The organism is Cetobacterium somerae ATCC BAA-474 (assembly GCF_000479045.1).
GTDB lineage: Bacteria > Fusobacteriota > Fusobacteriia > Fusobacteriales > Fusobacteriaceae > Cetobacterium_A > Cetobacterium_A somerae.
On record NZ_KI518090.1, the window covers coordinates 24500 to 51429 of the forward strand.

Annotated in this window: 22 protein-coding genes; all 22 read left to right on the forward strand. The window is 29.2% G+C overall.

The annotated features are described in order from the left end of the window. Positions 1-8: 8 nt before the first annotated feature. The 22 genes from typA to HMPREF0202_RS02775 all read left to right on the forward strand — a co-directional run bounded on the left by typA (position 9) and on the right by HMPREF0202_RS02775 (position 26923). Positions 9-1814, forward strand: a complete 1806-nt coding sequence (typA, locus tag HMPREF0202_RS02670) for a translational GTPase TypA (RefSeq protein ID WP_023051839.1) — start codon at positions 9-11, stop codon at positions 1812-1814. A 19-nt stretch (positions 1815-1833) separates the two neighbouring features. Then, a complete protein-coding gene (locus tag HMPREF0202_RS02675) occupies positions 1834-2634 on the forward strand; it encodes an ankyrin repeat domain-containing protein (protein ID WP_023051840.1) in 801 nt (266 codons plus the stop codon). Positions 2635-2760: 126 nt separating this feature from the next. Beyond that, complete coding sequence (locus HMPREF0202_RS02680; RefSeq protein ID WP_040406173.1) at positions 2761-4107, forward strand: TrkH family potassium uptake protein; 1347 nt, start codon at positions 2761-2763, stop codon at positions 4105-4107. Between the two features lie 16 nt (positions 4108-4123). Then, entirely contained in the window at positions 4124-4780 is a 657-nt protein-coding gene (locus tag HMPREF0202_RS02685; RefSeq protein WP_023051843.1) for a potassium channel family protein, read from the forward strand. 15 nt (positions 4781-4795) lie between these two features. Continuing rightward, complete coding sequence (gene mnmG / locus HMPREF0202_RS02690; protein ID WP_023051844.1) at positions 4796-6685, forward strand: tRNA uridine-5-carboxymethylaminomethyl(34) synthesis enzyme MnmG; 1890 nt, start codon at positions 4796-4798, stop codon at positions 6683-6685. Beyond that, entirely contained in the window at positions 6686-7390 is a 705-nt protein-coding gene (gene rsmG, locus HMPREF0202_RS02695) for a 16S rRNA (guanine(527)-N(7))-methyltransferase RsmG (protein WP_023051845.1), read from the forward strand. Between the two features lie 26 nt (positions 7391-7416). Then, on the forward strand, positions 7417-11754 hold the full coding sequence (locus tag HMPREF0202_RS02700; RefSeq protein WP_023051846.1) for a translocation/assembly module TamB domain-containing protein: 4338 nt from the start codon (positions 7417-7419) through the stop codon (positions 11752-11754). A 17-nt stretch (positions 11755-11771) separates the two neighbouring features. After that, on the forward strand, positions 11772-13853 hold the full coding sequence (locus tag HMPREF0202_RS02705) for a BamA/OMP85 family outer membrane protein (RefSeq protein WP_023051847.1): 2082 nt from the start codon (positions 11772-11774) through the stop codon (positions 13851-13853). Between the two features lie 27 nt (positions 13854-13880). Beyond that, on the forward strand, positions 13881-14366 hold the full coding sequence (locus tag HMPREF0202_RS02710; RefSeq protein WP_023051848.1) for an OmpH/Skp family outer membrane protein: 486 nt from the start codon (positions 13881-13883) through the stop codon (positions 14364-14366). Positions 14367-14387: 21 nt separating this feature from the next. Beyond that, a complete protein-coding gene (lpxD, locus tag HMPREF0202_RS02715; RefSeq protein WP_023051849.1) occupies positions 14388-15386 on the forward strand; it encodes a UDP-3-O-(3-hydroxymyristoyl)glucosamine N-acyltransferase in 999 nt (332 codons plus the stop codon). 131 nt (positions 15387-15517) lie between these two features. After that, a complete protein-coding gene (locus HMPREF0202_RS02720; protein ID WP_023051850.1) occupies positions 15518-16105 on the forward strand; it encodes a TIGR03936 family radical SAM-associated protein in 588 nt (195 codons plus the stop codon). A gap of 31 nt (positions 16106-16136) precedes the next feature. Beyond that, positions 16137-17408, forward strand: a complete 1272-nt coding sequence (gene serS, locus HMPREF0202_RS02725) for a serine--tRNA ligase (RefSeq protein ID WP_023051851.1) — start codon at positions 16137-16139, stop codon at positions 17406-17408. Continuing rightward, a complete protein-coding gene (locus tag HMPREF0202_RS02730; RefSeq protein ID WP_023051852.1) occupies positions 17395-17865 on the forward strand; it encodes an energy-coupling factor transporter transmembrane component T family protein in 471 nt (156 codons plus the stop codon). Before serS ends, HMPREF0202_RS02730 begins: the two co-directional genes overlap by 14 nt. 72 nt (positions 17866-17937) lie before the next feature. After that, positions 17938-18915, forward strand: coding sequence for a class II fructose-1,6-bisphosphate aldolase (gene fba / locus HMPREF0202_RS02735; protein ID WP_023051853.1), 978 nt, complete (start codon positions 17938-17940; stop codon positions 18913-18915). 148 nt (positions 18916-19063) lie between these two features. Continuing rightward, positions 19064-19558: an NADH-quinone oxidoreductase subunit NuoE family protein gene (locus tag HMPREF0202_RS02740; RefSeq protein WP_023051854.1), complete on the forward strand. Its 495-nt coding sequence runs from the start codon at positions 19064-19066 to the stop codon at positions 19556-19558. 40 nt (positions 19559-19598) lie between these two features. Continuing rightward, positions 19599-21386: an NADH-quinone oxidoreductase subunit NuoF gene (locus HMPREF0202_RS02745; RefSeq protein ID WP_023051855.1), complete on the forward strand. Its 1788-nt coding sequence runs from the start codon at positions 19599-19601 to the stop codon at positions 21384-21386. Between the two features lie 12 nt (positions 21387-21398). Next, positions 21399-23159 (forward strand): NADH-dependent [FeFe] hydrogenase, group A6, encoded by a 1761-nt coding sequence (locus HMPREF0202_RS02750; protein WP_023051856.1) that lies wholly within the window; start codon positions 21399-21401, stop codon positions 23157-23159. A 138-nt stretch (positions 23160-23297) separates the two neighbouring features. After that, a complete protein-coding gene (locus HMPREF0202_RS02755) occupies positions 23298-24401 on the forward strand; it encodes a M20/M25/M40 family metallo-hydrolase (RefSeq protein WP_040406175.1) in 1104 nt (367 codons plus the stop codon). A gap of 2 nt (positions 24402-24403) precedes the next feature. Next, entirely contained in the window at positions 24404-25210 is an 807-nt protein-coding gene (mreC, locus tag HMPREF0202_RS02760) for a rod shape-determining protein MreC (protein ID WP_023051858.1), read from the forward strand. Next, entirely contained in the window at positions 25207-25761 is a 555-nt protein-coding gene (locus HMPREF0202_RS02765; RefSeq protein WP_023051859.1) for a LolA family protein, read from the forward strand. The genes mreC and HMPREF0202_RS02765 overlap by 4 nt, the downstream gene beginning before the upstream one ends. Beyond that, entirely contained in the window at positions 25758-26459 is a 702-nt protein-coding gene (recO, locus tag HMPREF0202_RS02770) for a DNA repair protein RecO (protein ID WP_023051860.1), read from the forward strand. The genes HMPREF0202_RS02765 and recO overlap by 4 nt, the downstream gene beginning before the upstream one ends. Beyond that, entirely contained in the window at positions 26453-26923 is a 471-nt protein-coding gene (locus HMPREF0202_RS02775; RefSeq protein ID WP_023051861.1) for a PTS sugar transporter subunit IIA, read from the forward strand. The genes recO and HMPREF0202_RS02775 overlap by 7 nt, the downstream gene beginning before the upstream one ends. The last annotated feature ends 7 nt before the right edge of the window (positions 26924-26930 follow it).

Genomic DNA, 26930 nt, shown 5'->3' on the forward strand with positions numbered 1-26930 from the left:
GAAGAAATATGAAGATTAAAAACATTGCAATTATTGCACACGTTGACCATGGAAAAACAACTTTGGTTGACTGTTTATTAAGACAATCTGGAGTTTTCGGAGCTCACGAACTTGAAAAAGTTGCTGAGAGAGTAATGGACTCTAACGATATTGAAAAAGAAAGAGGAATAACAATATTCTCTAAAAATGCTTCAGTAAGATATGGAGATTGTAAAATTAATATTATAGATACTCCAGGACACGCGGACTTCGGTGGAGAAGTTCAGAGAATTATGAAAATGGTTGATTGTGTTGTTTTACTAGTAGATGCGTTTGAGGGACCAATGCCACAAACAAAATACGTATTAAAGAAAGCTTTAGAGCAAGGACACAGACCAATAGTTGTAGTAAATAAAGTAGATAGACCAAATGCAAGACCTGAAGAGGTTTTATACATGGTTTACGATCTATTTATCGAACTTAATGCTAACGAATTACAATTAGAGTTCCCAGTTGTGTATGCTTCAGGAAAAGCTGGTTTTGCTAAAAAAGAGTTAAATGATAATAGCGACAATATGCAACCTTTATTCGAAACAATAATAGAACATGTTGAAGATGCAGAGGGAGATAACAACAAACCTACGCAATTTTTAATAACAAACATTGAGTACGATAACTATGTTGGAAAACTAGCTGTTGGAAGACTTTACAATGGTACATTAAAAAGAAATCAAGATGTTATATTAATAAAAAGAGATGGAAAGCAAATTAGAGGAAAGGTTTCAGTTCTTTATGGATATGAAGGTCTAAAAAGAGTTGAAATTCAAGAAGCTTTCTCTGGAGATATAATCTCAGTTGCAGGTTTAGATAACATTGATATTGGAGAGACAATTGCTGATTTCAATGAGCCAATTGCTTTACCAGTAATTGATATAGATGAGCCAACTTTAGCAATGACATTCATGGTAAATGATTCTCCATTTGCTGGAAAAGAAGGTAAATTTGTAACATCTAGAAATATTTGGGATAGACTTCAAAAAGAGCTTCAAACAAACGTTAGTATGAGAGTAGAAGCAACAGAAAGTCCAGATGCTTTCGTAGTAAAAGGAAGAGGAGAACTTCAACTTTCAATACTTTTAGAGAATATGAGAAGAGAAGGATTTGAAATTCAAGTTTCTAAACCAAGAGTTTTATTAAAAGATATTGATGGAGAAAAATATGAGCCAATCGAATTAGCAATGGTTGACGTTGATGATGCATTCGTAGGTGTTGTAATTGAAAAAATGGGTATCAGAAAGGGAGAAATGATAACAATGACTCCTGGAACTGATGGATATACAAGATTAGAGTTTAAGGTACCTGCAAGAGGATTAATTGGATTTAGAAATGAATTCTTAACAGATACAAAAGGAACAGGAATCTTAAATCATTCATTCTATGATTTCGAATTATATAAAGGTCCAATTCCAACAAGAGCTAAAGGAGTTTTAATCTCTTTAGAGCAAGGAACAACTGTAGCTTATGCTTTAGGTGGACTACAAGATAGAGGAGTATTATTTACTGATCCAGGAGTAGCTGTTTATGAAGGAATGATCGTAGGAGAGCATAACAGAGATAACGATTTAGTTGTAAACGTATGTAAGGCTAAGAAGTTAACTAACATGAGAGCATCAGGAAGTGACGATGCTATAAAGCTTGCTACACCTAGAAGATATACTTTAGAGCAAGCTCTTGATTACATAGCAGATGACGAGTTAGTAGAAATCACTCCAACTAATATCAGAATAAGAAAGAAATTCTTAAAAGAGGGCGACAGAAGAAAAAACTCTAAATAATAATTAAAGAGGTATATCTATGAAAAAATTATTGTTTGTAATTTTACTGTTATCAATCTTTGGAGGTTGTAGTGGTTTAAATACAAAAAAGTATACGGAAGAAGAGATTATAGCAGCAGTAGTTGTAGATAATGTGTATATTTTAAATAGAGCAATAAAGAATGGTTTTAACATAGATCAACAGTTAAAAAATGGAGATACTCTTTTAAGCCTAGCTTTAAAAGAGGATTCTCTACAAGTTATAGCTAGTTTGTTATCAAATGGAGCAAATATAACTAATGATTTACCTGCAAAGAAGAATATAGGAACTAATTTAATAACTTCAGCAAGACCACCAATTTTTTATGTAAATAGTATGGATGCTTTACAAATGTTTTTAAATGATAAAGCTGATGTAAATGTATTCACTAGTGATGGTGAACTTCTTTTGAATTTTTATATAAAGACAAGGCCACAAAATTTAGCGATAACATTAATAGAAAATGGAGCATCACTTAGAGTTCTTGATTCTAGCCAATGGTATCCAATATTCTGGGCTGTTAATATAGAAAATGAAAATATTTTAAAAGCATTACTAAAAAAAGATAATAGTCAATATTTATTAAAAGATAAAAAAGGGAATTATCCGATATATTATGCTAATTCAAAAGAAATTATAAAAGAGTTATTAGATGGGGAATATAATCCTAAAGAAAAAAACATATATGGGGAAAATATATTAGGAGAAGTATACCTAAAAGTTAAAAGATTAGGTTATAATGATTTGATTCCTATTTTATTAAAAAAGGGAGTAAATCCTAATTATACCTCATATAAATAGAAAATTATAAAAGTTAAGACAAGGATAGAATTTATTAGTTCTATCCTTGTTAACTATTTAGTGAACTTGAAAAAATGATAAAAATAATGTATAATTGCAAAAGCATTTTTTCATAGGAGGAAATAAATGATAAGAAAACTTTTAAGCCCTATAGATAGATTATCTTTTTCGAGGAAATTAATACTTGGATTTTTAACAGCAATAATTTTAGGGTCAATATTACTATACATGCCATTTTCTCTTCAGGATGGTCAAAGGATAAGTTTTTTAACAGCACTTTTTACAATAACATCGGCAATATGTGTGACAGGGTTATCAGTTATTGACATAAGTAAAGTTTTATCTTTTGAAGGACAAATAATACTGCTTGTATTTATTCAATTAGGTGGTTTAGGTGTAATGACTTTTTCATCTTTATTTTTTCTTTTAATTGGAAAAAAAATTGGATATAAAGATAGAGAGTTAATAAAAGAGGAGAGAAATGCTGAAAATAGTGGAGAAATTGTAGATTTTATAAAAAAAATAGTAATAATTGTTTTTTTAATAGAAGGAATAGGAGCATTTTTTTTAACATTGGAATTTTTAAAAATTTTTGATTTTTCAAAAGCTTTATATTATGGAATATTCCACTCTATATCAGCTTTTTGTAATGCAGGATTTGCATTATTTTCAAATAACTTGGAAAACTATCCAGGAAGCATATTAATGAATATGACAGTAGCGTATTTAATAATATTAGGTGGAATAGGATTTTCCGTGATAAATTCAGTACTAGTAGCAGTTAGAAGGGATGTAAAAAGATTTACTTTGACATCAAAAGTAGCTATATTAGTTTCAATGTTTTTAACATTTGTTGGAATGATTTTATTCTTTTTATTAGAATATAAAAACCCTTTAACAATTGGAAGTTTAAATTGGTTTGATAAAGTTTTGGCTTCTTTTTTCCAAAGTGTTACAACTAGAACGGCAGGGTTTAATACCGTTCCTATGGGAGCTTTGAAACCAGCTACTATATTTATGTTTTGTATTTTAATGTTTATTGGAGCTTCTCCTGGGTCAACAGGTGGAGGAATAAAGACAACAACAATTGGAGTAATTATATTTTATGTTATTGGAGTTGTTCAAGGAAAAGAAAATATAAATGTTTTTAATCGAAGAATAAGTTGGGATATACTAAATAGAGCTTTAGCAATATTAATAATATCAATTATATATGTTTCTATAATAATAATGGCAGTTATGACAATAGAAGATATGAGTTTTGAAAAAGTAACATTTGAAGTTATATCGGCTTTTGCCACTGTTGGATTATCGATGGGAATAACTGCAGATTTAAGTGCAATGTCAAAGATACTATTAATAATAACAATGTTTATAGGAAGATTAGGTCCAATGACATTTGCTTTGGCTTTAGGAGAAAAGAAAGTAAAACAAAACTTAAGATACCCAAAAGAGAATATTTTAGTAGGTTAATTAATGGAGGGAAATTATGAAACAATATGTAGTTATAGGTATGGGAAGATTTGGGTCAAGTGTTGCAGAAACACTATACAAGGCTAATGAAGAGGTTTTAGCAATAGATGAATCTGAAGATATAATTCAAGAAGCAGTAAATAGTGGAGTAGTTGAAAATGCAGTAGTGGCAGACGCAACAGATGATAAAGAATTAAAAAATATAGGATTAGAAGGGTTTGATGTTGCTTTTGTATGTATTGGAGCAATAGAGCCGAGCATAATGGTAACTTTAAATTTAAAAGAGTTAGGTGTAAAAAAGATAATTGTAAAAGCAGTATCTAGAAGACATGGAAAAGTTTTAGAAAAAATAGGTGCAAATCAAGTTGTATATCCTGAAGAGTATATGGGTAAAAGAGCTGCAATGGCTGCAATGGATCCAAATATGATTGAACACTTTAGATTTTCAAAGGACTTTTTATTGGCAGAAATAAAATCACCAGAAATCTTTTGGAATAAAACACTTATAGAATTAGATATAAGAAAAAGATATAATGTAAATATTGTTGGAATAAAAAAGGGGAATAGAAACTTTATTCCTAATTTATCAGCGGATACAATAATAGAGCAAGGAGATATTCTTCTTGTAATAACAGATGCTAAAACAGCAGCAGAATTAAAGAATTTAAAGTAATAGAGAGGAGTAAAAATGCAAAATTTTGATGTTATAGTTGTAGGTGCAGGACATGCAGGATGTGAAGCAGCATTAGCAGCAGCAAGAATGGGAGCTAAAACAGCTATCTTTACGATATTATTAGATAATATTGGATATATGTCTTGTAATCCATCTTTAGGAGGGCCAGCTAAGTCTCATTTAGTGAAAGAAATAGACGCTTTAGGTGGAGAAATGGGAAGAAATATAGATAAAACATTTATCCAAATTAGAGTATTAAATACAAAGAAAGGTCCAGCAGTAAGATCTTTAAGAGCACAAGCAGACAAGGTAAATTATAGTAAAGAGATGAAAAAAACTCTTGAAAATACAGAAAACTTAGATGTTATACAAGGAATGGTAACAGAGATTATCGTTGAAGATAGTAAAGTTGTTGGAGTAAAAACTAAAGAGGGTGTAGAGTACAGAGCAAAAGCTGTAGTAATAGCAACTGGAACATTCATGAGAGGTTTAATTCATATTGGAGAAAAGCAATTTCAAGGCGGAAGAATGGGAGAGTTATCTTCAGAAGAATTACCAGTATCATTAGAAACATTGGGGTTAAAATTAGGAAGATTTAAAACAGGAACTCCACCAAGAATAGATGCTAGAACAATAGATTATTCAAAGGTAGAGGTTCAACCAGGAGATCAAGGAGTATTAAAATTTTCAAGTAGAACAACTGCAGAAGAAGTTTTATCTAGAAAACAGATTCCTTGTCATATGGTATTTACAAACCAAGGAGTTCATGACACAATTATTTCAAATAAAGACAGATCGCCTCTATTTAATGGAACAATTCAAGGAACAGGACCTAGATATTGTCCATCAATAGAGGATAAAGTATTTAGATATCCGGATAAAGATAGACATCATCTTTTCTTAGAAAAAGAGGGATATGATACTAACGAGGTTTATATTAGTGGATTTTCTTCGTCATTACCAACAGATGTTCAATATAAAATGTTAAAAGGCATAGAAGGTTTAGAGAATGCAAAAATAATGAGATATGCTTACGCAATAGAGTATGACTACATAATTCCAGAAGAGATAAAATATAGTTTAGAAACTAAAAAAGTGGAAAACCTATTTTTAGCTGGACAAATAAATGGAACATCAGGTTATGAAGAAGCAGGATCTCAAGGACTTATGGCAGGGATAAATGCTACAAGAAAAGTATTTGGAAAAGAACCTATTATTTTAGATAGAGCAGATTCGTATATAGGAACATTAATTGATGATTTAGTTTCAAAAGGAACAAATGAGCCATATAGAATGTTTACCGCAAGAAGTGAGTATAGATTGGTTCTAAGAGAAGATAATGCAGATTTAAGATTATCTAAAATAGGATATGATATTGGTTTAGTTTCTGAAGAAGAATATGCAAGAGTTCAAAAGAAAGAAAAGGATGTTGCTGAAATAATAGAAAAATTAGAAAAGCAACACGTAGGAAGTAGTAACCCAAGAGTTAATGAAATTTTGATAAAAGCCAATGAACCTGAAGTAAAATCAGGAATAACTTTATTAGAGTTATTAAGAAGACCAGAAGTAACATATTCAGATATAAAATATATTTCTGAATTAATAGAAAAGTTTGATTTAGGGTCTTACGATGAAGATACAGAGTACCAAGTTGAGGTACAAGTTAAATATTCAGGATATATTCAAAAATCTTTGAAAATGATAGAAAAGCATAAAGGATTAGAAAATAAAAAACTTCCAGAAGATATGGATTATGACTCTTTAGAAAATATGCCAAAAGAAGCAAAAGATAAATTGAAGCAAGTAAGACCATATAATATTGGACAAGCTTCAAGAATTTCAGGAGTTTCTCCAGCGGATATTCAAGTTCTATTAATGTATTTAAAGTTGAAAGGAAATAAATAGATGAGAGAGTATTTAGTTGAAGGAATAAAAAAAATAGGATTAAAATATACAGATAAAAAAATTGATAATTTAATAAAGTATTTAGAATATTTGGTAGCTTATAATAAGCATACAAATTTAACAGCCATCAGAGATACTAAAGATGCGATAGAGAAGCATTTTTTAGATTCTCTTCTTTTACAAAATTTATTGGATGAGAAAAATGGGACGAAAGCTATAGATATAGGAACTGGAGCTGGATTTCCAGGGATGGTTTTAGCTATTTTTAATCCCAATATAGAGTTTGTATTAATGGATTCTGTAGGTAAAAAGACAACATTTTTACAAAATGTAAAAGAGTTATTAAATTTAGAAAATGTAACTGTAGTTAATTCTAGAGCAGAAGATTATATAAATGATTCTAATAGAGAAAGTTTTGATATAGGACTTTGTAGAGGAGTTAATAAATTAAATGTTATTTTAGAGTATATGATTCCTTTTATAAAAGTTGAAGGTCATTTTTTAGCTCAAAAAATGGCTGGTACAGAGGAAGAAGGAGAAGCAACAAATGCGCTAGAAACTTTAGGTGCAAAAATTGTTAAAATACATAGATATAAGTTACCAAATTACGGTGATGAAAGATTAGTTGTTGAAATTTTAAAAGAAAAATCAACAGATAAAAAATACCCAAGAAGAGCTGGAGTGGCTTTAAAAAAACCATTATAAATATACTAATTAGGGAGGGAAGAGATATGAGAATTTTTGAAAAATACAAAAAATTAATAATCATATCTCTTTCCATTTTTATTTTTTTGAGTGGAGGATTGTTAATTAAATATAATTTACCAAAAGTTGTAGAAATTATATTGAAAATAGCAGTAGGGCCAACAATATCTTCTCAAGAAATTAAATTTCCAAAATTTGGAGAGATTGATATAACTGATGTGGTATTATCAAAGGGAGATGATGTAATAGTAAAAGCTCCCAAGGTAGTTATAACATATTCAAAAGAATCATTAAAAAACTTTAGATTGAAAGAGATTAACGTTGAAAAACCATGGGTTCATATAGAGCGAAAGGGAGAGAGTGTAAATATTGTAGATGCTTTTTCTAGTGGAACTAAAGGGGAATCTACAGCTAAAGCAGGAACAGCAGTTCCAATAGATATAATAACAGTAAAAGATGGTGAGCTTTTATTTCGAGATACAACATATTCAAGAGAAATAAAACAAGAGTTGAATAATGTAAATGGATATGTTTCATTTAATAAAATAACAGGTATAGATTTAGAGTTTAAAGGTGAATGTCAAAAAGAAAAATATGAATATAGATTTAATAATTTAAATGAACCTTTAGATATGAATATAGTTTTAAAAAATATTGTAGTTAAGCCAGAGCTTATTCAGTATGGTTATGATGATAAAGAAATAAGTGGAGCTACAGGATTATTCGATATGAATTTGACTATTGCAACAAGTGGATTAACTGGAGATGCTGAACTTAAAAATGGAACAGTAACATATGATGGTCTAAGTAGTAAAGTAGAGAATGTAAATGGTAAGATTGATTTTAGAAAAGATAAAATTGATGTTAATTTTACATACTTGTTAGAAAATAATCCTGGAACTTTTGATGTTTTTTATTCAGAGAAATCAGGAGTGAAGGTTGATTTTAAATTTAAAGATTTACCTTATTCTGTTACTAAAAGTTATAAATTATTAGGAGATTTAAATTTACCTTTAGACAATTTAAAATTTAAAAATGTTGATGTTCAATTGTCTTATGAGAAAAGTCAAGGTTTTAAAGCTGAAATTTTATATAATGGTTATCCTTTTGTCTCTTCTGGAGTAGAGATTAGTAACTTAAATGGGAAAGTCTTATTTAAAGATGGAATATTGACTTTGTCAGGAAATAGTTTGAATATATTAGCTTCAGGATTGGAATATAAAAAAGATTTAACATATGAAGTAGCTTTAGATTTAAATGGAGAAGATTTAAAATTTGATGTTATTTCAAATTTTATTAATTTAAATGGAGAATATAAAAAGAAAGAGGAGATATTAAACTTATATCAAGATAAAAAGCTTGTAATGTCTTATAATTTAAAAACTCAAACATTAGAGTTATTAGATTTAGCAGGTAGTAATTTACTTAATAATTATGATTTCTTTTTAAAAGCTCAAGAAAAAGATAAAGTAATTAACTTTGAAGAGATTTCAATGATTAATAAAGATGGACAGATGGTTTTACAAGTCGTTGGAGAGTTAAATAGAGAAAATTTAAAATATAAATTTAAAATGCATACAAAAAATCTTCGTGAAAAAAGTTTGTTGAGCAATCTAAATTTAGATACAAAATTAGATTTTATAGGTGAGATAGCTGGAGAGAGAGATAAATTTATTTTACGAGGAGTAGTTAATGATTTAAAAATAGAAAATAAAGATATTCTTTTAGATGCTTATGCGAATGTTTCAGTGATTAATGATAATGGAATTCAGGCTAATATTCAAGGAGAGTTAAGAGAAGGAAAATACAAAAAAATTAAAGTGCAAGGTATAAAAATTGACTCTACATTTGATAATGGGAAATTAACAATATCTGATATAAGAAATGGATTATTTAAAGTCCGAGGAGAAGTTGATATCTTAGATAAAAAGTTGGATTTGAATTATCATATAACAGGATTAAAAAGTAGTGAATTTGAAAAAAGTAGTGTAGTTTTACTTTTAGAAAATGTATATGGAAATATATCAGGAACTTTTGAAGAGTTTCAAGCTGATGCACAAGTAAAAGAAGCATACTTAGAAATGCCAAATAAAGCTTTGGTATCAATGAGTGGAGATATTTTATATAAAGATAACACTATATCAACAGAGAAGTTTAAATTAAATCAAAGTTTAGCTAGTGGAAAATATAATTTAAAAGAAAAAGATGGAAAGTTTATACTTAATATATTGGAAGAAAATTTATCAAAATATTATAATTTTAAAGCACTAAAATATCGTGTATTATCTAGAGTTGAAGGACAAATATCTGATGGAGTTATTGAAGCAAGTGCAGGAGTAAATATTGATAGAGTATATTTAAATGGCGATATATTACCAAATTTAACTTCAACTTTAAAATATTTAAAAAATGATAAGGAAAATATACTATATATAGATAATTTAGACATATTTAGCTTAGAAGGAAAAAGAGTTTTATTCTCAAAGGGTAGTGTTAATTTAATTGAGAAAACAATAGAATACAATATTCCAAAACAAACACTGCATCTAAGGGATTTTCAAGGTGTAATAAATGTAAAGGATATGAGTGGAAGTATAGGAATAGAAAGTGAAGTTAAAGGTTATTTAGATAATCCACAATATAATTTAAAATTATATGATGGAGAGTACGAAATTAAAGGATTTAATTTTGACGATATTTCTTTGGAGTTAGCAGGAGATAAAGAGATTTTAAAAATTAATGAAATTTTAGCGTATTATGAAAAAAATATGATAAAAGGAAAAGGAGAGTATATAATCTCAAATCAAGAATACAACTTTAATATTTTTTCAAAAAATATAGATTTAAGTTTTTTAAATGCAATTTTATCAAAGGATAATTTAAAAGATATTAGTGGAACAGCTAATATAGATGTACAGTTATCAAGTGATTTAAAAGAAAATAGTGGCTATATAGATTTAATTGATTTTAATGCAACTCTACCAAAAGCTCTATTAAATTTAAATAATTTAAATATGATTTTAAAGATTGATAATGAAAGATTAACAGTAAATTCCTTAGAAGGAAAGTTAAATGATGGTGAAATAAAAGGAAAAGGTTATTTAAAGTTACCATCATTAGATGAGATAAAGGCAGACGATGAGTTTTATAAAAATTTAGACTATGCATTTAATATAACTTTAAAAAATATGATTTATCAATTAAAAGATTATTTTAAAATAGATCTTTCAACAAATTTAGTATATTCTGAAAATAAAGTATCTGGAAATGTTATTATAAATAATGGTGAAATAACGGGAATACTAAAAGAAGATAAGGGCTTGATTTTAACGATTTTAAATTTTATAATAGATAAGACTAGAGCTATAATTGGCGAGAGTAAAAGATTGGGAAAAGATTTTGAAATAAAGAGTGGATTAAATGAAACTCCTGAGTTTAATATAGGGGTTATGATAAGAGATGGTATAAATATAAACATACCAGATATATCAACTTTTGCTCAAGATGTTCAAGGTGTTTTATTAGGAAGATTTAATATTGTTGGAAAAAATGAAAAGATTGGTGTAGTTGGTGAATTAGAAATACAAAAAGGTAGCTTTGTTCTGGGAAGCGAAGACTTTACTGTTACTAGAGCATTACTTTTAGCGGATAAAAAAAATGGCTTAATTTCAGATTTTAATCCGAATTTAATATTTGATGTATCTTCATTAACGGCTAATGGGAATGTAGAAATATCTTTACAAGGAGAGCTAAATAGTTTAAGATTAAATATAGTAACTAATCAAGGAAGTGAAAGCAGTAGTTTGAAAAATCTTTTCGACGGAAGTGGAGAGGGTAATGATAAAAACGTAGTGGCATTGTTATTTAAAACTATTATAGATAGTCAAATTTCAAGTACTTTATTAAGACCAATATCAAGAACTATCCAAAATGTTTTTCATATATCTAAATTTAGGATAGTATCAGATGTCTTTAATCAAGAGGTTTTAGCTAATTCAGATGATCCAAAAACACAAGATCCAAATGTATTTGGATTTGGTGCATATTTAGAAGCGGAGAATCCTATATATAAAGATAAATATTTTTGGATTTTAAAGCTAGGAATAATAGATGGAACGAAGTATGATATAGGTGGGTCTGATAGTGAAAGTCAAAGTAATGAGTTTTCTAACTCTGTAAATCAGTTAGATTTTAAAGTAGAGAGAAGATATAAATCAGGATGGTCTTATGGAGTAGGAGTAGCAAAATTAAACGATGCAAATATGATTGATGAAAAGAAAAAAGGAAAATTAAATTATTATGTTGATTTTAAGTTTGAAAGAAAATATAATAGTATAAAAGATATTTTTTCTAATAAAAAATAATTGGAGGGCAATTTGGGATGAAAAAGCACCTAATCGGAATAATATCACTAGTAGCTTCTATAGTTTCATTTGGAGCAGAGGGAGAATATTTAGTAAAAGGGGTAGAGTTTAAAAACTTAAACGAAATACCTCAAGATGTTTTAATACAAAAGATGAGTTTAAAGAAAGGTCAAGTATTCTCAACAGAGGGATTATTAAAAGACTATAACAACATAAAGAAAAGTGATTATATAGACGAATTGGCTATTTATCCTCAAGTTTATGATGGAGGAATAAAACTAGTAGTAGACGTAAAAGAGAAAAAAGATACTAAAGAACTTTTAGAAAAGCAAGGTATTTTACCAGCTTCTGAAAGAGAGAGAGTAGATACGACATTAGTTGTTTCTAGTTTAGAAATAATTGGTAGTGTAAATGTTCCTGTTAATGAAGTTGCAAAGAAAATACCAATTAAAGTTGGAGGGTATTTTTCAAAAAATAAAATAATTAAAGGACAAAGAGAGCTTTTAGAAACAGGGATGTATAGAGAGGTTATACCTGATGTATACCAATACCCAGAAGGATTAGTTGTTGTGTATTCTGTTATTGAAAATCCAATTATAAATGGAGTTCAAATTAAGGGAAATACTAAATATACTACAGAAGAATTAAAAAGTTTAATTAATATAGAACCAGGAAAAGTTTTAAATCTTAATAATCTGAGAGATGCTAGAGATAAAATATTAAAAAAATATAATGAAGATGGTTATGTTTTAGCTGAAATAGAAGATATTGATTTAACTGGTGGTAATGACTTAACAATAGTAATTAATGAAGGTACAGTGGATAAAGTTAATTTCACAAAAATGGTTACTAAACAAAAAGGTCAAAGAAGAAAAGCTACTGATACATTATTAAAAACTAGAGATTATGTAGTTGAAAGAGAAATAGAGATACAACCTGGTGAAGTATTTAATATAAATGATTATAATGAGACTGTATCAAATTTAATGAGAACAGGATATTTTAAAAATGTAAAATACGAAACAAAACCAGCACCAGGAGAAAATCAAGGTGTTGACTTAGTTCTTCTATTAGAAGAGGAGAGAACTGCAACTTTACAAGGAGCGGTATCTTATGGATCAGAGATAGGATTACTAGGGATGTTATCAGTAAAAGATATGAACTGGCAGGGTAAAGGGCAAGAGTTAGGAGTAACTTTTGAAAAATCAGATGAAAATTATACAAGTTTCTCAATCAATTTCTCAGATCCTTGGATAAAAGGTACAGATAGAATATCTTGGGGATGGAGTTTATATAAAAACGAATATGAAAATAGTGACAGTGTACTTTTCAATGAGACAGATACATATGGTGCTAAGTTAAATATAGGAAAAGGATTAACTAAAAACTTAAGATTAGGTTTAGGAACTAAAGCTGAATATATAACAGAAAAGGCTGATAAGTCGGAATTAGCAATTTATTCTACTCCTGAAAATGATTTACTTAATAAATGGGGAGATAAGAGAAGTTATGGATTATTTAGTGTTTATCCGTCGATAACATATGATACAAGAAATAGCTATTGGAATCCAACATCTGGTTGGTATGGAAAATATCAAGTTGAAGTAGGATATGCTGATACAATAGATTCTGGAACTTTTGCTAATACAACTTTAGAATTAAGAAAGTATCATAGAGGATTATTTAAAAATAATACATTTGCATATAGAGCTGTAGGAGGAGTTATGACTACAACTACTCCGGAATCTCAAAGATTCTGGGTAGGAGGAGGAAGTACTCTTAGAGGATACGATGGAGGATTCTACCAAGGAACACAAAAGATAACTGCAACAATAGAAAATAGAACTCAAATAAATGATGTATTAGGATTTGTTCTATTCTCAGATATAGGAAGAGCATGGGATTATCAAGGGGAAGACCCAGGATATTTAAATGAAAAAAGAGATGCTAGATTCCCAGATGATATAGGAACAACAGTGGGAGTTGGATTAAGAGTTAATACACCAGTAGGACCATTAAGATTTGACTTTGGATGGCCAGTAGGAAATTCAGAAGAAAGTGGAATGAAATTCTACTTTAATATGGGACAATCATTCTAATAAATATATATATATGGAGGATTCACAATGAAGAAAATAGCAATAATAGCAATGTTAGCAGCAGTATCTACATCTGCTTTCGCATTAAAAGTAGGATATGTAAATAGTCAAGAGTTATTTGCAAAATACTCACAAACAAAAGTTATTAGAGATAATTTAACTAAAGAAAAACAAACTTTAGAGACTACATTACAAAAGAAAGAGATTGAATTACAAAAACTTCAAGTTGAATTACAAGGAAAAGGGAAAGATGTAACTGAAGCTGAAAAAAAGGCTTTTGAAGAAAAAGTTGCAGCATTTCAAAAATTAGTAAGAGAGTCTCAAGCTAAACTTTCAAATGAAGAAGCAAAAAAAATGCAAGAGATAGATAGATTAATAAATATTTCTATTCAAAACGTAGCAAGATCAGATAAGTATGACTATGTTCTTGAGCAAGGTGCAATTAAATTTGGAGGAGAAAATATAACTCCAAAAGTGTTAAATGTTATGGAAAAAAGTAAAAAAGTAAACTAATAAAAAATAGAGAGGGATAAAATGACTTATAAAATAGATGAGTTAATAACCCTTCTTGAATGTGAGGTAAAGGGAGATGCCAAGGTAAACATTACAGGGTTATCTCCCTTTTTTCAAGCTGAAGAAGGAGAAGTAACTTTTGCATCAGATGAAAAATTTTTAAAAAAATTAGACGAAACTAAAGCAAGTGTTGTAATTGTTCCATTTGGAATGGTATTACCAGAAAATGGAAAGACATATTTACTAGTAAAGGATAATCCAAGAGTTTTAATGCCTAAGTTATTAGCATTTTTTAAAAGAAAGCTGAAAAAAATGGAAAAATTAGTTGAAGAATCAGCTATAATAGGTGAAGGAACAACTGTTGGAATAAATGCTTATATTGGGCATGATGTTAAACTTGGAAAAAATGTAATGATTTATCCAAATGTAACAATATGTGAAGGGGTCGAGATAGGGGATAATACAGTAATTTATCCAAATGTAACAATAAGAGAGTTTTGTAAAATTGGAAAAGAGTGTGTTATTCAACCAGGAGCAGTAATTGGATCAGATGGATTTGGTTTTGTAAAGGTAAATGGAAATAATACAAAAATAGATCAGATAGGATCTGTAATTCTTGAAGATTTTGTAGAAATAGGTGCCAATACAACAATTGATAGAGGAACGATTGGAAATACAGTAATTAAAAAATATACAAAAATAGATAATCTGGTTCAAATTGCTCATAATGATATAATTGGTCAAAACTGCTTAATCATATCTCAAGTAGGAATAGCTGGAAGTACTGAAGTGGGAGATAATACAACTTTAGGTGGACAAGTTGGAGTTGCAGGACATATTAAGATTGGTAGCAATGTAATGGTTGGAGCAAAATCCGGTATTATAGGAAATGTTGATGATAATCAGGTTTTAGCTGGACACCCATTAATGAATCTAAAAGATGACTTAAAAGTAAAAGCTGCTCAAAAGAAATTACCAGAACTATTAAAAAGAGTAAAAGAGCTGGAAAAGAAACTTTAAAAATAATAAAATAAAGAAAAATCTAAAGAGGTTAAATCAACTTTAGATTTTTTATTTTTTTGAAGAAAGGTATTTAATTTAAAGGTGTAACATGATACAATATATTAAAATAAAAAAAATGAGGTAGTTTAATGAAAAAGAGAATAACTTTTGATAAGTATGGTGAAATGAGATTTATATCCCATTTGGATATGCTTAGATTTGCAGATAGATTATTAAAGAAAGCTCATATACCTATGAAATATACTCAAGGATTTCATCCAAGACCAAAGATATCCTTAGGAAATCCAGTATCTTTAGGAACAGAAGCTTTTAATGAATTAATGGATATAGAGTTATCAGAAATGATGACAAATGAAGAGGTAATGGAAAGAATGAACTCTGCAGCAGTTCCAGGATTTAAAGTAACTAAAGTAGAAACAATCGAAGATAAAAGAAGTATTGTAGATGTATATACAAATGCTATATTTGAAATAACAGGTTCTAAAAGTGATATAGATACCTTAGAAACTCTATTTAATCAAGAGGAAATAATTGAGCGAAAAGAGAAAAAAGGAAAGATATCAGAAAGAAACTTAGGAGAAAGAGTTAAAGATTTTTCAAGAGTAGATGACACAATAAACTTAGAATTGGTTAATACTTCACCAAACTCTTTTTTAATCTTAGCAGGAGTAGATATAAAGGACGTACATATAATAAAAAAAGGTTATAAAATCTAAAACATATAATTAATTATAAAGGAGAAAAGCTATGCTAGATTTAAGATTTATTCGTGAAAACATTGATATGTTACAAGAAATGCTTGTAAACAGAGGAAGCAATATTGATCTTCAAGAGTTTGTAAAATTAGATACAGAGAGAAGAGAGATTTTATCCAAAGTTGAAATGCTAAAAAATAAAAGAAATACAGAGTCTGCAGAAGTAGCTAGAAGAAAAAAGGCAGGAGAGGATGCTTCTGAAATTATAGCTGAGATGGGAAAAGTTTCTGCTGAAATAAAAGAACTAGATGCAAAACTTGCAGAAGTAGAAGAGAAGGTAACATATTTCCAAATGACATTTCCAAATATGTACCACTCAAGTACTCCTATCGGAAAAGACGAAGAGGATAATGTTGAAATAAGAAGATGGGGAACACCTAGAGAGTTTACTTTCCAACCAAAAGAGCACTGGGAAATAGGAGAAAATCTTGAAATTTTAGACTTTGAAAGAGGAGCAAAATTAGGAGGTTCAAGATTTGTAGTATATAGAGGAGCAGCAGCAAGATTAGAGAGAGCTTTAATTAGCTTTATGCTAGATACTCATACAACAGAGCATGGATACACAGAGCATCTAACACCATTTATTGTAAAAAGAGATATTTGTGAAGGAACAGGACAATTACCAAAATTTGAAGAGGATATGTATAAGACAACTGATGATATGTTCTTAATTTCAACATCAGAAATAACATTAACAAATATACATAGACAAGAGATATTAAATGAAAGTGATTTACCTAAATATTATACAGCTTATTCACCTTGTTTCAGAAGAGAGGCTGGTTCTTATGGAAGAGATATGAAAGGGTTAATAAGATTACATCAATTTAATAAAGTTGAAATGGTAAAGTTAGCAACACCTGAAACATCATATGATGAGCTAGAGAAAATGGTTGCTAATGCAGAAACAATATTACAAAGATTAGGATTACCATATAGAGTTATTCAATTATGTTCTGGAGATATGGGATTTGGAGCAGCTAAAACTTATGATTTAGAAGTATGGTTACCTGGTCAAAATAAATTTAGAGAGATTTCATCTTGTTCTAACTGTGGAGATTTCCAAGCTAGAAGAATGGGACTAAAATATAGACCAGAAGGAAATTCGAAAAGTGAATTCTGTCATACATTAAATGGATCAGGATTAGCAGTAGGTAGAACTCTAGTAGCAATTATGGAAAATTATCAACAAGAGGATGGATCATTCTTAATACCAGAAGTTTTAGTACCATATATGGGTGGTATGACTGTTGTTAAAAAGTAGTCTTTTAATTTTATTTGTTTTGAATCTATTTGTTAAAAATATGACGGTATTGGGAGTTCTTCTTTTTATTGGAGTTGTATTGAATATTATATTCAATAAAGAACTTTTAAAACATTTAAAGAAATTAAAATTTCTTATATTTATATATTTAACTACTTTTTTGGCTCAGATATATTATCATCAAGAGGGAGAGGTTCTATTTAAAATTTACAGTATATATGTTACAAAGGGTGGAATCTTAAATTTTGCTTCAAGCTTTTTAAGGATTATAAATTTAATTCTTTTATCTTGGTTAGTAAATACTCAAAATATATTGCCCAAAAGTCTATCTTCATACCAAAGGGTAATAGAAGATGTAATAGAGTTAATACCTGAGGTTTTTAAGATATTTAAAAGTAAAAGAAAGATAAAGTGGTTTTTTAGATATATTTTAAGTCAAATAAAGATAAAAAACTAATAGTTTCAAAAATTGATTTTAGTGTAAAAATTTGTTATATTAATAGATGAATAAAATATTAGGAGGAAAATTATGTCATATAATTACAAAGATTTAGGATTATCTAATACTAGAGAAATGTTCGCAAAAGCTAACAAAGAGCACTATGCTGTTCCAGCATTTAACTTCAATAATATGGAGCAAATGCTTGCAATCGTTGAAGCTTGTGCTGAGATGGGATCACCAGTTATATTACAATGTTCAACAGGAGCATTAAAGTATATGACAAAAGAGGTTACTCCACTTTTAGCTAAGGCAGCTGTAGACAGAGCAAGAGCTATGGGATCAGATATTCCAGTAGCACTTCACTTAGATCACGGACCAAGCTTAGATGCAGTAAAATCATGTATAGATGCAGGATTCTCATCAGTAATGATCGATGGATCTCACTATTCATTTGACGAGAATATAGCAATCACAAAAGAAGTTGTTGAATATGCAAAGAAATTTGACGTTACAGTAGAAGCTGAATTAGGAGTTCTTGCTGGAGTAGAAGATGACGTTGTTGCTGAGCACAGCATATTTACAAATCCTGATGAGGTTGAAGAGTTTGTATCAAGAACTGGAGTGGATTCATTAGCTATCGCTATTGGAACTTCACATGGAGCTCACAAATTCAAACCTGGAACAAATCCAAAGTTAGAGTTAGAAATATTAGCTGAAATCGAAAGAAGAATCCCAGGATTCCCAATCGTATTACACGGATCATCAGCAGTACCTCAAAAATATGTTGAAGAGATCAAAAAATATGGTGGAGTATTAAAAGACGCTATTGGAATCCCTAACACTGAGTTAATGGGAGCAGCAAAATCAGGTGTTGCAAAAATAAACGTAGATACAGATGGAAGACTTGCATTTACAGCAGGAGTAAGAAGAGTATTTGCTGAGCAACCTGGAGAGTTCGATCCAAGAAAATATTTAGGTGTTGCAAAAGAAGAGATGAAATCATACTATAAAGAAAAAATTAAAGAAGTTTTCGGATCAGAGAACGCTTACAAAGCAGCAAAATAATTAAACAATTAAAACCTGTAGATTATGTCTACAGGTTTTTTTATTTGAAAATTTAAATTGTTCTAGCTATTGATTTTTTAAAAAAAATATAGTAATAAAATAGAATAAATTCTTTGGGAAAAATTAAAATGAAAAATAGGAGGTAAAAATGGCTTGTGATAATAAATTAAAAAAAGAGATGTTTGAAGAGTTAAAGAAGTATATAAGTGAGATTGAAGAAAAAAATGGAGCATTAATCTCTGTACTTCATAAAGGACAAGAGATTTTTGGATATTTACCACAAGAAGTACAGGAGTTTATAGCAAAAGAGATGAATATTCCAATTGCTAAAGTGTATGGAGTGGTAAGTTTTTATCATTTCTTCTCAATGAAACCAAAAGGAAAGCATCCGATATCAGTTTGTATGGGTACAGCTTGTTATGTTAGAGGGGCTGAAAAAGTTTTAAATAGTGTAAAAAATTACTTAGGAATTGATGTAGGAGAAACAACAGAGGATGGATTGTTTTCTATAGATGCATTAAGATGTGTTGGAGCATGTGGACTAGCTCCAGTAGTTTTAATAGGAAAAGATGTTTATGGAAAAGAAGAGGTTAAAGATATGAAAAAAATCTTAGAAAAATATAGGAAAGAAGCATCAAAATAGAGGATCGATATTACATTAAAAGTATTTTAGGAGGCTAATTATGAAAGAAAAAAAGAAAATACTTGTTTGTGGTGGTACTGGTTGTTTATCTGCAAAAGGAGAACAGATTGTAGAAAATTTAAGAAATTCAATTAAAGAGCATGGATTAAAAAATGATGTTGAAGTCATACAAACAGGTTGTTTTGGATTTTGTGAAAAAGGACCTATAGTAAAAATAATGCCAGAAAATACATTTTATATTGAAGTAAAGCCAGAAGATGCAGAAAGAATAGTAGTAGAGGACATAATTAGTGAGAAAAGAATAGTAGAGCTACTTTATATAGACCCTAAAAATGGTGAGAGAGTTTTTGAAGGGGAAAATATGGAGTTTTATAAAAAACAGATAAGAATTGCTCTTAAAAATTGTGGTAGTATAGATCCAGAATCGATTGAACAATATATGGCAGCTGAAGGTTATGCAGCTTTAAAAAAAATATTAACAACAATGACCCCTGAAAGTGTTGTAAAAGTAATTAAAGATTCAGGTTTAAGAGGAAGAGGGGGAGGAGGATACTCAACAGGTTTGAAATGGGAATTTGCCTCTAAAAATATATCAGATCAAAAATATGTAGTGTGTAATGCTGACGAAGGAGATCCAGGTGCTTTTATGGACAGATCTATTTTAGAGGGAGATCCACATAGTGTTATTGAGGGTATGATTATTGCTGGATATGCTATAGGAGCTACAAAGGGATTAGTTTACATTAGAGCTGAATATCCATTAGCAATAGAAAGATTGAGAAAGGCGATTGAAACGGCTAGAAAGAATGGAATATTAGGAGAGAAAATATTTGGAACAGATTTCCAATTTGATATTGAAATAAAATATGGTGCTGGAGCATTTGTATGTGGAGAGGAAACAGCATTAATACACTCTATGGAAGGTGGAAGAGGAGAACCAACAACAAAACCACCATATCCAGCTGAATCGGGATATTGGGGGAAACCAACAATAGTAAATAATGTTGAGACTTTAGCTAATATTGCTCAAATAATTTTAAAAGGGGTAGAGTGGTTTAGAAGTATTGGAACAAAAAATTCTCCTGGAACAAAAGTTTTTGCTTTAGCTGGAAAGATAAATAATGTTGGATTAGTTGAAGTTCCTATGGGGACAACTTTAAGAGAAGTTATTTTTGAAATCGGTGGTGGAATAAAGAATAATAAAAAATTTAAAGCTGTTCAGACAGGAGGTCCATCAGGTGGGTGTTTAACTGAAAAAGATTTAGATACACCAATAGATTTTGATACTCTTTTAGCTAAAGGGTCTATGATGGGATCAGGTGGAATGATAGTAATGGATGAAGATGACTGTATGGTTGCAGTATCTAAATTTTATTTAGAATTCACTGTTGATGAATCTTGTGGAAAGTGTGCACCTTGTAGAATAGGAAATACTAGATTGTGGGAAATTTTAGATAGAATAACAAAAGGAGAGGGAAAGGAAGAGGATATAGGACTATTAAAAGAGCTATCTCAAACAATAAAAACAACTTCTCTTTGTGGACTAGGGCAAACTTCACCAAATCCCGTTTTATCTACAATAAATCAATTTTTAGATGAGTATTTAGAGCATATACATGATAAAAAATGTAGAGCCGGACAGTGTCAAGCTTTAAGAAGATATCTAATAAATGATAAATGTGTAGGATGTACAGCATGTGCAAGAGTATGTCCAGTTGCATGTATTGATGGAAAAGTTAAAGAAAGACATGTTATAGACCAAAGTAGATGTATAAAATGTGGTGCTTGTTATAATGCTTGTAAGTTTAGTGCAATAGATATAGCTTAGTGGAGGTAATTTATGAAAAATGTTATTGTTATAATAGATGGTAAAGAAATAGAAGCTTTAGCAGGAACAACAATATTAGAGGCAGCTAAAACAGCTGGAATAAAAATACCAAGCTTATGTTATATGAATATTCCAGAGATTGGATTTAAAAATGATTGTGCCTCTTGCAGAATATGTGTTGTTGAAGTTGTAGGAAGAAAAAATTTAGTTCCAGCTTGCGCAACACCAGTATCACCAGGAATGATAATAAATACAAATACTATGGAAGTTTTAGAAAAAAGAAGGAATGTACTAGAATTAATGTTATCAAATCATCCAACAGATTGTTTAATATGTGCTAAGAATGGTAAATGTGATTTACAGACTTTGGCAATGGAGTTTGGAATAAGAGATATCAGATTTAAGGGGAAAATATTTGAGTATAGAAGAGAGGTTTCTCCATCGATAGTTAGAGATTTAGATAAGTGTATAATGTGTCGAAGATGTGAGAATATGTGTAATAATATTCAAAAATGCCAAGTTTTATCAGCAGTTAATAGAGGATTTAAATCAGTTGTTTCAACAGCTTTTGAATCAGATTTAGATAAAACTAACTGCACATTCTGTGGACAGTGTGTAGCTGTATGTCCAGTTGGAGCATTGTATGAAAAAGATTACACATGGGGGCTTATAAAAGATATTGCAAATCCAAGAAAAAGAGTTACAGTTCAGGTAGCACCTGCAGTAAGAGTTGCAATAGGTGAAGAATTTGGATATGAGCCAGGAACAGATGTAACTGGAAAGTTGGTAACAGCATTAAAAAAATTAGGTTTTGATGATGTATTTGATACGGATTATGCAGCAGATTTAACTATAATGGAGGAAGCAGCAGAATTTAAGCAAAGATTAGAAAAGTATTTAAGTGGTGATAAGAGTGTAAAACTTCCAATTCTAACTTCGTGCTGTCCAGCTTGGGTTAATTTTATAGAACACCATTATCCAGATATGCTAGATATACCATCTTCAGCAAAATCACCACAACAGATGTTTGGAGCGGTATTAAAGAACATATGGGGACCAGCAAGAGGAATTAAAAGAGATGAAATAATAAATGTTTCCATAATGCCTTGTTTAGCAAAGAAATACGAATCCTCTAGGCCGGAGTTTGCAACTGATGGAATTCCAGATGTAGATTATTCAATATCGACAAGAGAATTAGCTCATCTTTTAAAACAATCAAATATAGATTTAAGAAAATTAGATGAATCAGAATTTGATAATCCTTTAGGTTATTCAACAGGAGCAGCTGTTATTTTTGGTAGAACAGGCGGAGTTATAGAAGCAGCAACAAGAACACTATATGAATGGGTAACAAATGAAACTTTAGAAGATGTAGATTTTAAAGCTATGAGAGGAATGGAAGGTATTAAAATAAGTGAAGTTAAGGTTGGAGATACTATTGTAAAAATTGGAATAGCAAATGGGTTATCTGCAGCAAGAGATATTTTAGATAGAGTTAAAACAGGAGAAGAATTTTTTCATGCAATAGAAATAATGGCATGTAAAGGAGGATGTGTTGGAGGGGGAGGACAACCTTACCATCATGGAAATTTTGAAAAAATTGTAAAAAGAGCAGAAGGATTGCAAAGTATAGATAATGGAAAAACATTTAGAAAATCACATGAAAATCCATACATACAATCACTATACGAAAAATATTTAGAGCATCCATTAAGTTCAGAGGCTCATAGAATACTACATACAAAGTATTACTCAAAAAAAGACTTAAAATAACATAAATATATTAGAAAAAAATAACAGTAGTACCTAACTACTGTTATTTTTTGTTACCTTTAACTCTTTACAAAGGAATGACAATGTAATATAATCTAGAGAAGAATATCAAAAAACAGATAACCTGTGGGAGGGCAAATGATAAGAGAAGCTAGATTAGTAGAAAATTTTTTAGATATGGTAAAAATTTCATCTCCTTCAAAAAATGAAAGAGCTATGGGAGACTATTTATTAAAAGTTTTAAGAGAATTAGGGTTAGAAGTAAAAGAAGATAATGCAGGTGAGTTAAATGGTGGAAACTGTGGAAATATAATTGGAATTTTAAAAGCTACAGGAAAGAAGAAGTTTTTATTTAGTGCTCATATGGATACAGTTGTGCCTTGTGAAAAAGTTGTTCCAGTAATAGAGAATGGTATAATAAAATCAGATGGGACATCTATATTAGGTGGAGATGACAAAGGTGGAATTGCAGCTATCATAGAGATGTTAAGAGTAATAAAAGAAAATAATTTAGATCATCCAGAAATAATTGTAGTTTTTTCTATGGGAGAAGAGATTGGGTTATTAGGATCAAAATCTTTTGATATTGATAGCTACGGTGTAGATTTTGGATTTATATTAGATTCAAGTGGAAAGCCAGGAAAAATAATTACAAAAGCTCCGTCAGCAGCTAGAGGAAAAATAACAATTATAGGAAAGCCAGCACATGCAGGTATTTCTCCAGAAAGTGGAATAAATGCATTGACAGTTGCAGCACATGCAATAACTAAAATAAAATTAGGTAGAGTTGATACTGAAACAACTTCAAATATAGGAGTTGTAAGTGGAGGACAAGCCACAAATATCGTTATGCCATCAGTTGAATTAGATTATGAAGCTAGAAGTTTATCAAATGAAAAATTACAATCTTTATTAGATGAAACATTTAATATATTCCAAAAGGTTTGCGATGATTTTGGAGCAAAATTAGAAAATGATGTTAAAGTTGAGTATCCTGGATTTGCACTTGAAGATTGTGAAGAGGTTGTAGAGATTGTAAAAGCTGCTTGTGAAAAAGCTGGTGTAAAAAGTGAGACTGCATCTTCAGGTGGAGGTAGTGATACAAATATTTATAATAGTAAAGGTGTTCCAAGTGTAAACTTAGCTGTAGGAATGACAAAAGTTCACACTTTAGAGGAGTATATTGAGATAAAAGACTTAGTAGATTTATCAAAAATATTAGTTGAAATTATAAAAGGATAGAGATGAAAATAGGAAAGAAAAAAAATAAAGTATTAAACATTATATATATTTTTATAATTTTAATGGTTGTAGTTTTCTTTGCTAAAGACGTATTTATGTATACAATGACAGAGATTGAAGAGATTTTTTTACCTCTTCAATCTCGTGTATATTTTTTAGGTAAAAAAGCTAAAGAGAGCACAGAGAGTGTTATAAATTATAAAGAGTTATTAAATGAAAATAATAAATTGAAACATACGCTAGCAGAAAAGTCTTTAATTGAAGAAAAGAATCAAAGGTTATTAGAGGAAAATGATAGACTAAGAGAACTTTTAGATATGAAAGATCATTTTAAATTTAAATTTAAAGTTGGGAAAATAAGTTTTCAACAAACTAGAGAGATGTATGAAAGTTTTGCTATAAATATTGGTGAAATAGATGGAATAGAAAAAAATATGCCAGTTTTATATAATGAATCTCTAATTGGAAAAGTAGAAAAAGTATTTAAAAATTACTCTGTTGTTCAAATGATAACTTTTCAAGATTCAGTAGTTAGTGCAACTGCAACAGGGGATACAGTAGGTATAGTAAAAGGAAATAGAAGTGATGAACTTATTTTTGAACCTGTATCATTTCATGAAGCACAATTATCTGTAGGAGATAAAGTTTATACTTCTGGAATAAGTGATATATACCCAAAAGGTTTATATATTGGAGAGGTATGTGAAATAAGAAAAAAATATGAAAATAATGTAGAATATTTAGTAAAATTACCATTTAATATAATAGATATGAATGAAATAATAGTTCTTACAGAGGTGGATAGATGATAAAAAAAATAGCTATGTTTTTATTAATAGGAACATCAATTTTTGCATCACCAAATAGAATTTCTGATATAAAAGATATATATTCTACAGTAAAAGAAACAGTATATTTAAATGGTGAGAAAAAAGTGAAGGAATATAAAATTGAGTATATCTCACCAGATTATTTGAGAAAAGAAGTAATCTCGCCAAATGTAAATAAAGGAGAGATATTTCAATATGAAAATGAAAAATCTTTAGTTTATATTCCATTATTTGATGAGGTATCTGAAAATAATGGTGAAGATGTGAGTAATTTTTTATCAATTATAAAAGATTTGAAAAATAAAGATCAAAATGATAAAAACTTTAAAGATAACTATTATTTACAAAAAGTAAAAGAATTAAAATATAAAGATACCTACAGAATAAAAATAAAAGAGTATAAAAAAGTAGATGGGTATTTATTACCGATTAAGATGGAGATATTTGAAAGTGAAAGTAAAGTCGCTGATTTAGACTTGAAAGACACAAAAGTAAATAGTGACCTTAAAAGAAAGGAACTAAAAAAATGAAATTTATAAAAACTAAAGGATTAATAATAAAAAAAGTAGATTTTGGAGAAGGAGATCGAATTATAACTGTTTTTTCTGAAAATTTTGGAAAGATTGATCTTTTAGTTAGAGGAATTAGAAAAAGTAAAAAAAGAGACCAAAGTTCGGTAGATTTATTAACTCTATCAAATTTTACATTTTATAAAAAAGGTGATAATTTTATACTAAATACAATTGATTCGATAGATTTTTTTTATGATTTAAAAAAAGATATAGAAAAATTGGAGATAGTATCTTATATTCTCTCTATTATTAATGAGATAGTCTTGCCAGGAGAGAGAAAAAAGGAGTTTTTTCAAAGAATAGAAAAAGCTTTATACTTTATTATAAAAAGTGATAACTATAATAATTTTATTATGGTTTTAAAAATGATGAATTGGATTATAAAAAATGAAGGTTATAGAATAAATATATCAGGTGAAAAATATTTTAGTATTTCTGAATCAGTTATAACAGATTTTGGAAATGATAAAGTTATACCTTTGAAAAGAGATTTATTTGAAGTGTTAGCAAATGTGGAGAAAAAAGTATCAGATGAGAAAAGGGTGGAATTAAGCACTTTAATTGATGCGATTATTCTTTATGAAAAATATATAAATTATCATTTAGATACAAAATTAAATCTAAAGAAACATTTATTTGGAGGTTACTCATGTTAAACATAGTTAAAATAACTGACTATATGTCAGAAGAACTAATATTACTTAATCTAAAAGCTAAAAATAAAGATGAAGCTTTAAAAGAACTGTCTGCTTTAATAGGAAAATCAGAAAAAATAGAAAAAAAAGATGTAATATATAAAGCTCTTTTAGAAAGAGAGAATTTAGGAAGCACAGGGATAGGAAAAGGGGTAGCAATACCACATGCTAAAACTGATGCAGCAGAGAGTTTAACAATAGCTTTTGGAATAAGTAAAGAGGGAGTAGATTTTAAATCTTTAGATCAAGAAAAAGTAAAAATATTTTTTGTATTTGCATCACCATTTAAAGATAGTCAAATTTATTTAAAAGTGCTGGCAAGAATTTCAAGATTAATAAGAGATGAAAATTTTAGAGAAAAGCTTTTAAATTGTGAAAATGCAAAAGAAGTATTAGAGTGTATAGACAAAGAGGAAGCTTTATAGGGAGAGA

Excerpts from the sequence above, each read along its gene's own strand:
- typA (WP_023051839.1), top strand. The coding sequence starts at position 9 with ATGAAGATTAAAAACATTGCAATTATTGCACACGTTGACCATGGAAAA.
- HMPREF0202_RS02675 (WP_023051840.1), top strand. The coding sequence starts at position 1,834 with ATGAAAAAATTATTGTTTGTAATTTTACTGTTATCAATCTTTGGAGGT.
- HMPREF0202_RS02680 (WP_040406173.1), top strand. The coding sequence starts at position 2,761 with ATGATAAGAAAACTTTTAAGCCCTATAGATAGATTATCTTTTTCGAGG.
- HMPREF0202_RS02685 (WP_023051843.1), top strand. The coding sequence starts at position 4,124 with ATGAAACAATATGTAGTTATAGGTATGGGAAGATTTGGGTCAAGTGTT.
- mnmG (WP_023051844.1), top strand. The coding sequence starts at position 4,796 with ATGCAAAATTTTGATGTTATAGTTGTAGGTGCAGGACATGCAGGATGT.
- rsmG (WP_023051845.1), top strand. The coding sequence starts at position 6,686 with ATGAGAGAGTATTTAGTTGAAGGAATAAAAAAAATAGGATTAAAATAT.
- HMPREF0202_RS02700 (WP_023051846.1), top strand. The coding sequence starts at position 7,417 with ATGAGAATTTTTGAAAAATACAAAAAATTAATAATCATATCTCTTTCC.
- HMPREF0202_RS02705 (WP_023051847.1), top strand. The coding sequence starts at position 11,772 with ATGAAAAAGCACCTAATCGGAATAATATCACTAGTAGCTTCTATAGTT.
- HMPREF0202_RS02710 (WP_023051848.1), top strand. The coding sequence starts at position 13,881 with ATGAAGAAAATAGCAATAATAGCAATGTTAGCAGCAGTATCTACATCT.
- lpxD (WP_023051849.1), top strand. The coding sequence starts at position 14,388 with ATGACTTATAAAATAGATGAGTTAATAACCCTTCTTGAATGTGAGGTA.
- HMPREF0202_RS02720 (WP_023051850.1), top strand. The coding sequence starts at position 15,518 with ATGAAAAAGAGAATAACTTTTGATAAGTATGGTGAAATGAGATTTATA.
- serS (WP_023051851.1), top strand. The coding sequence starts at position 16,137 with ATGCTAGATTTAAGATTTATTCGTGAAAACATTGATATGTTACAAGAA.
- fba (WP_023051853.1), top strand. The coding sequence starts at position 17,938 with ATGTCATATAATTACAAAGATTTAGGATTATCTAATACTAGAGAAATG.
- HMPREF0202_RS02740 (WP_023051854.1), top strand. The coding sequence starts at position 19,064 with ATGGCTTGTGATAATAAATTAAAAAAAGAGATGTTTGAAGAGTTAAAG.
- HMPREF0202_RS02745 (WP_023051855.1), top strand. The coding sequence starts at position 19,599 with ATGAAAGAAAAAAAGAAAATACTTGTTTGTGGTGGTACTGGTTGTTTA.
- HMPREF0202_RS02750 (WP_023051856.1), top strand. The coding sequence starts at position 21,399 with ATGAAAAATGTTATTGTTATAATAGATGGTAAAGAAATAGAAGCTTTA.
- HMPREF0202_RS02755 (WP_040406175.1), top strand. The coding sequence starts at position 23,298 with ATGATAAGAGAAGCTAGATTAGTAGAAAATTTTTTAGATATGGTAAAA.
- mreC (WP_023051858.1), top strand. The coding sequence starts at position 24,404 with ATGAAAATAGGAAAGAAAAAAAATAAAGTATTAAACATTATATATATT.
- HMPREF0202_RS02765 (WP_023051859.1), top strand. The coding sequence starts at position 25,207 with ATGATAAAAAAAATAGCTATGTTTTTATTAATAGGAACATCAATTTTT.
- recO (WP_023051860.1), top strand. The coding sequence starts at position 25,758 with ATGAAATTTATAAAAACTAAAGGATTAATAATAAAAAAAGTAGATTTT.
- HMPREF0202_RS02775 (WP_023051861.1), top strand. The coding sequence starts at position 26,453 with ATGTTAAACATAGTTAAAATAACTGACTATATGTCAGAAGAACTAATA.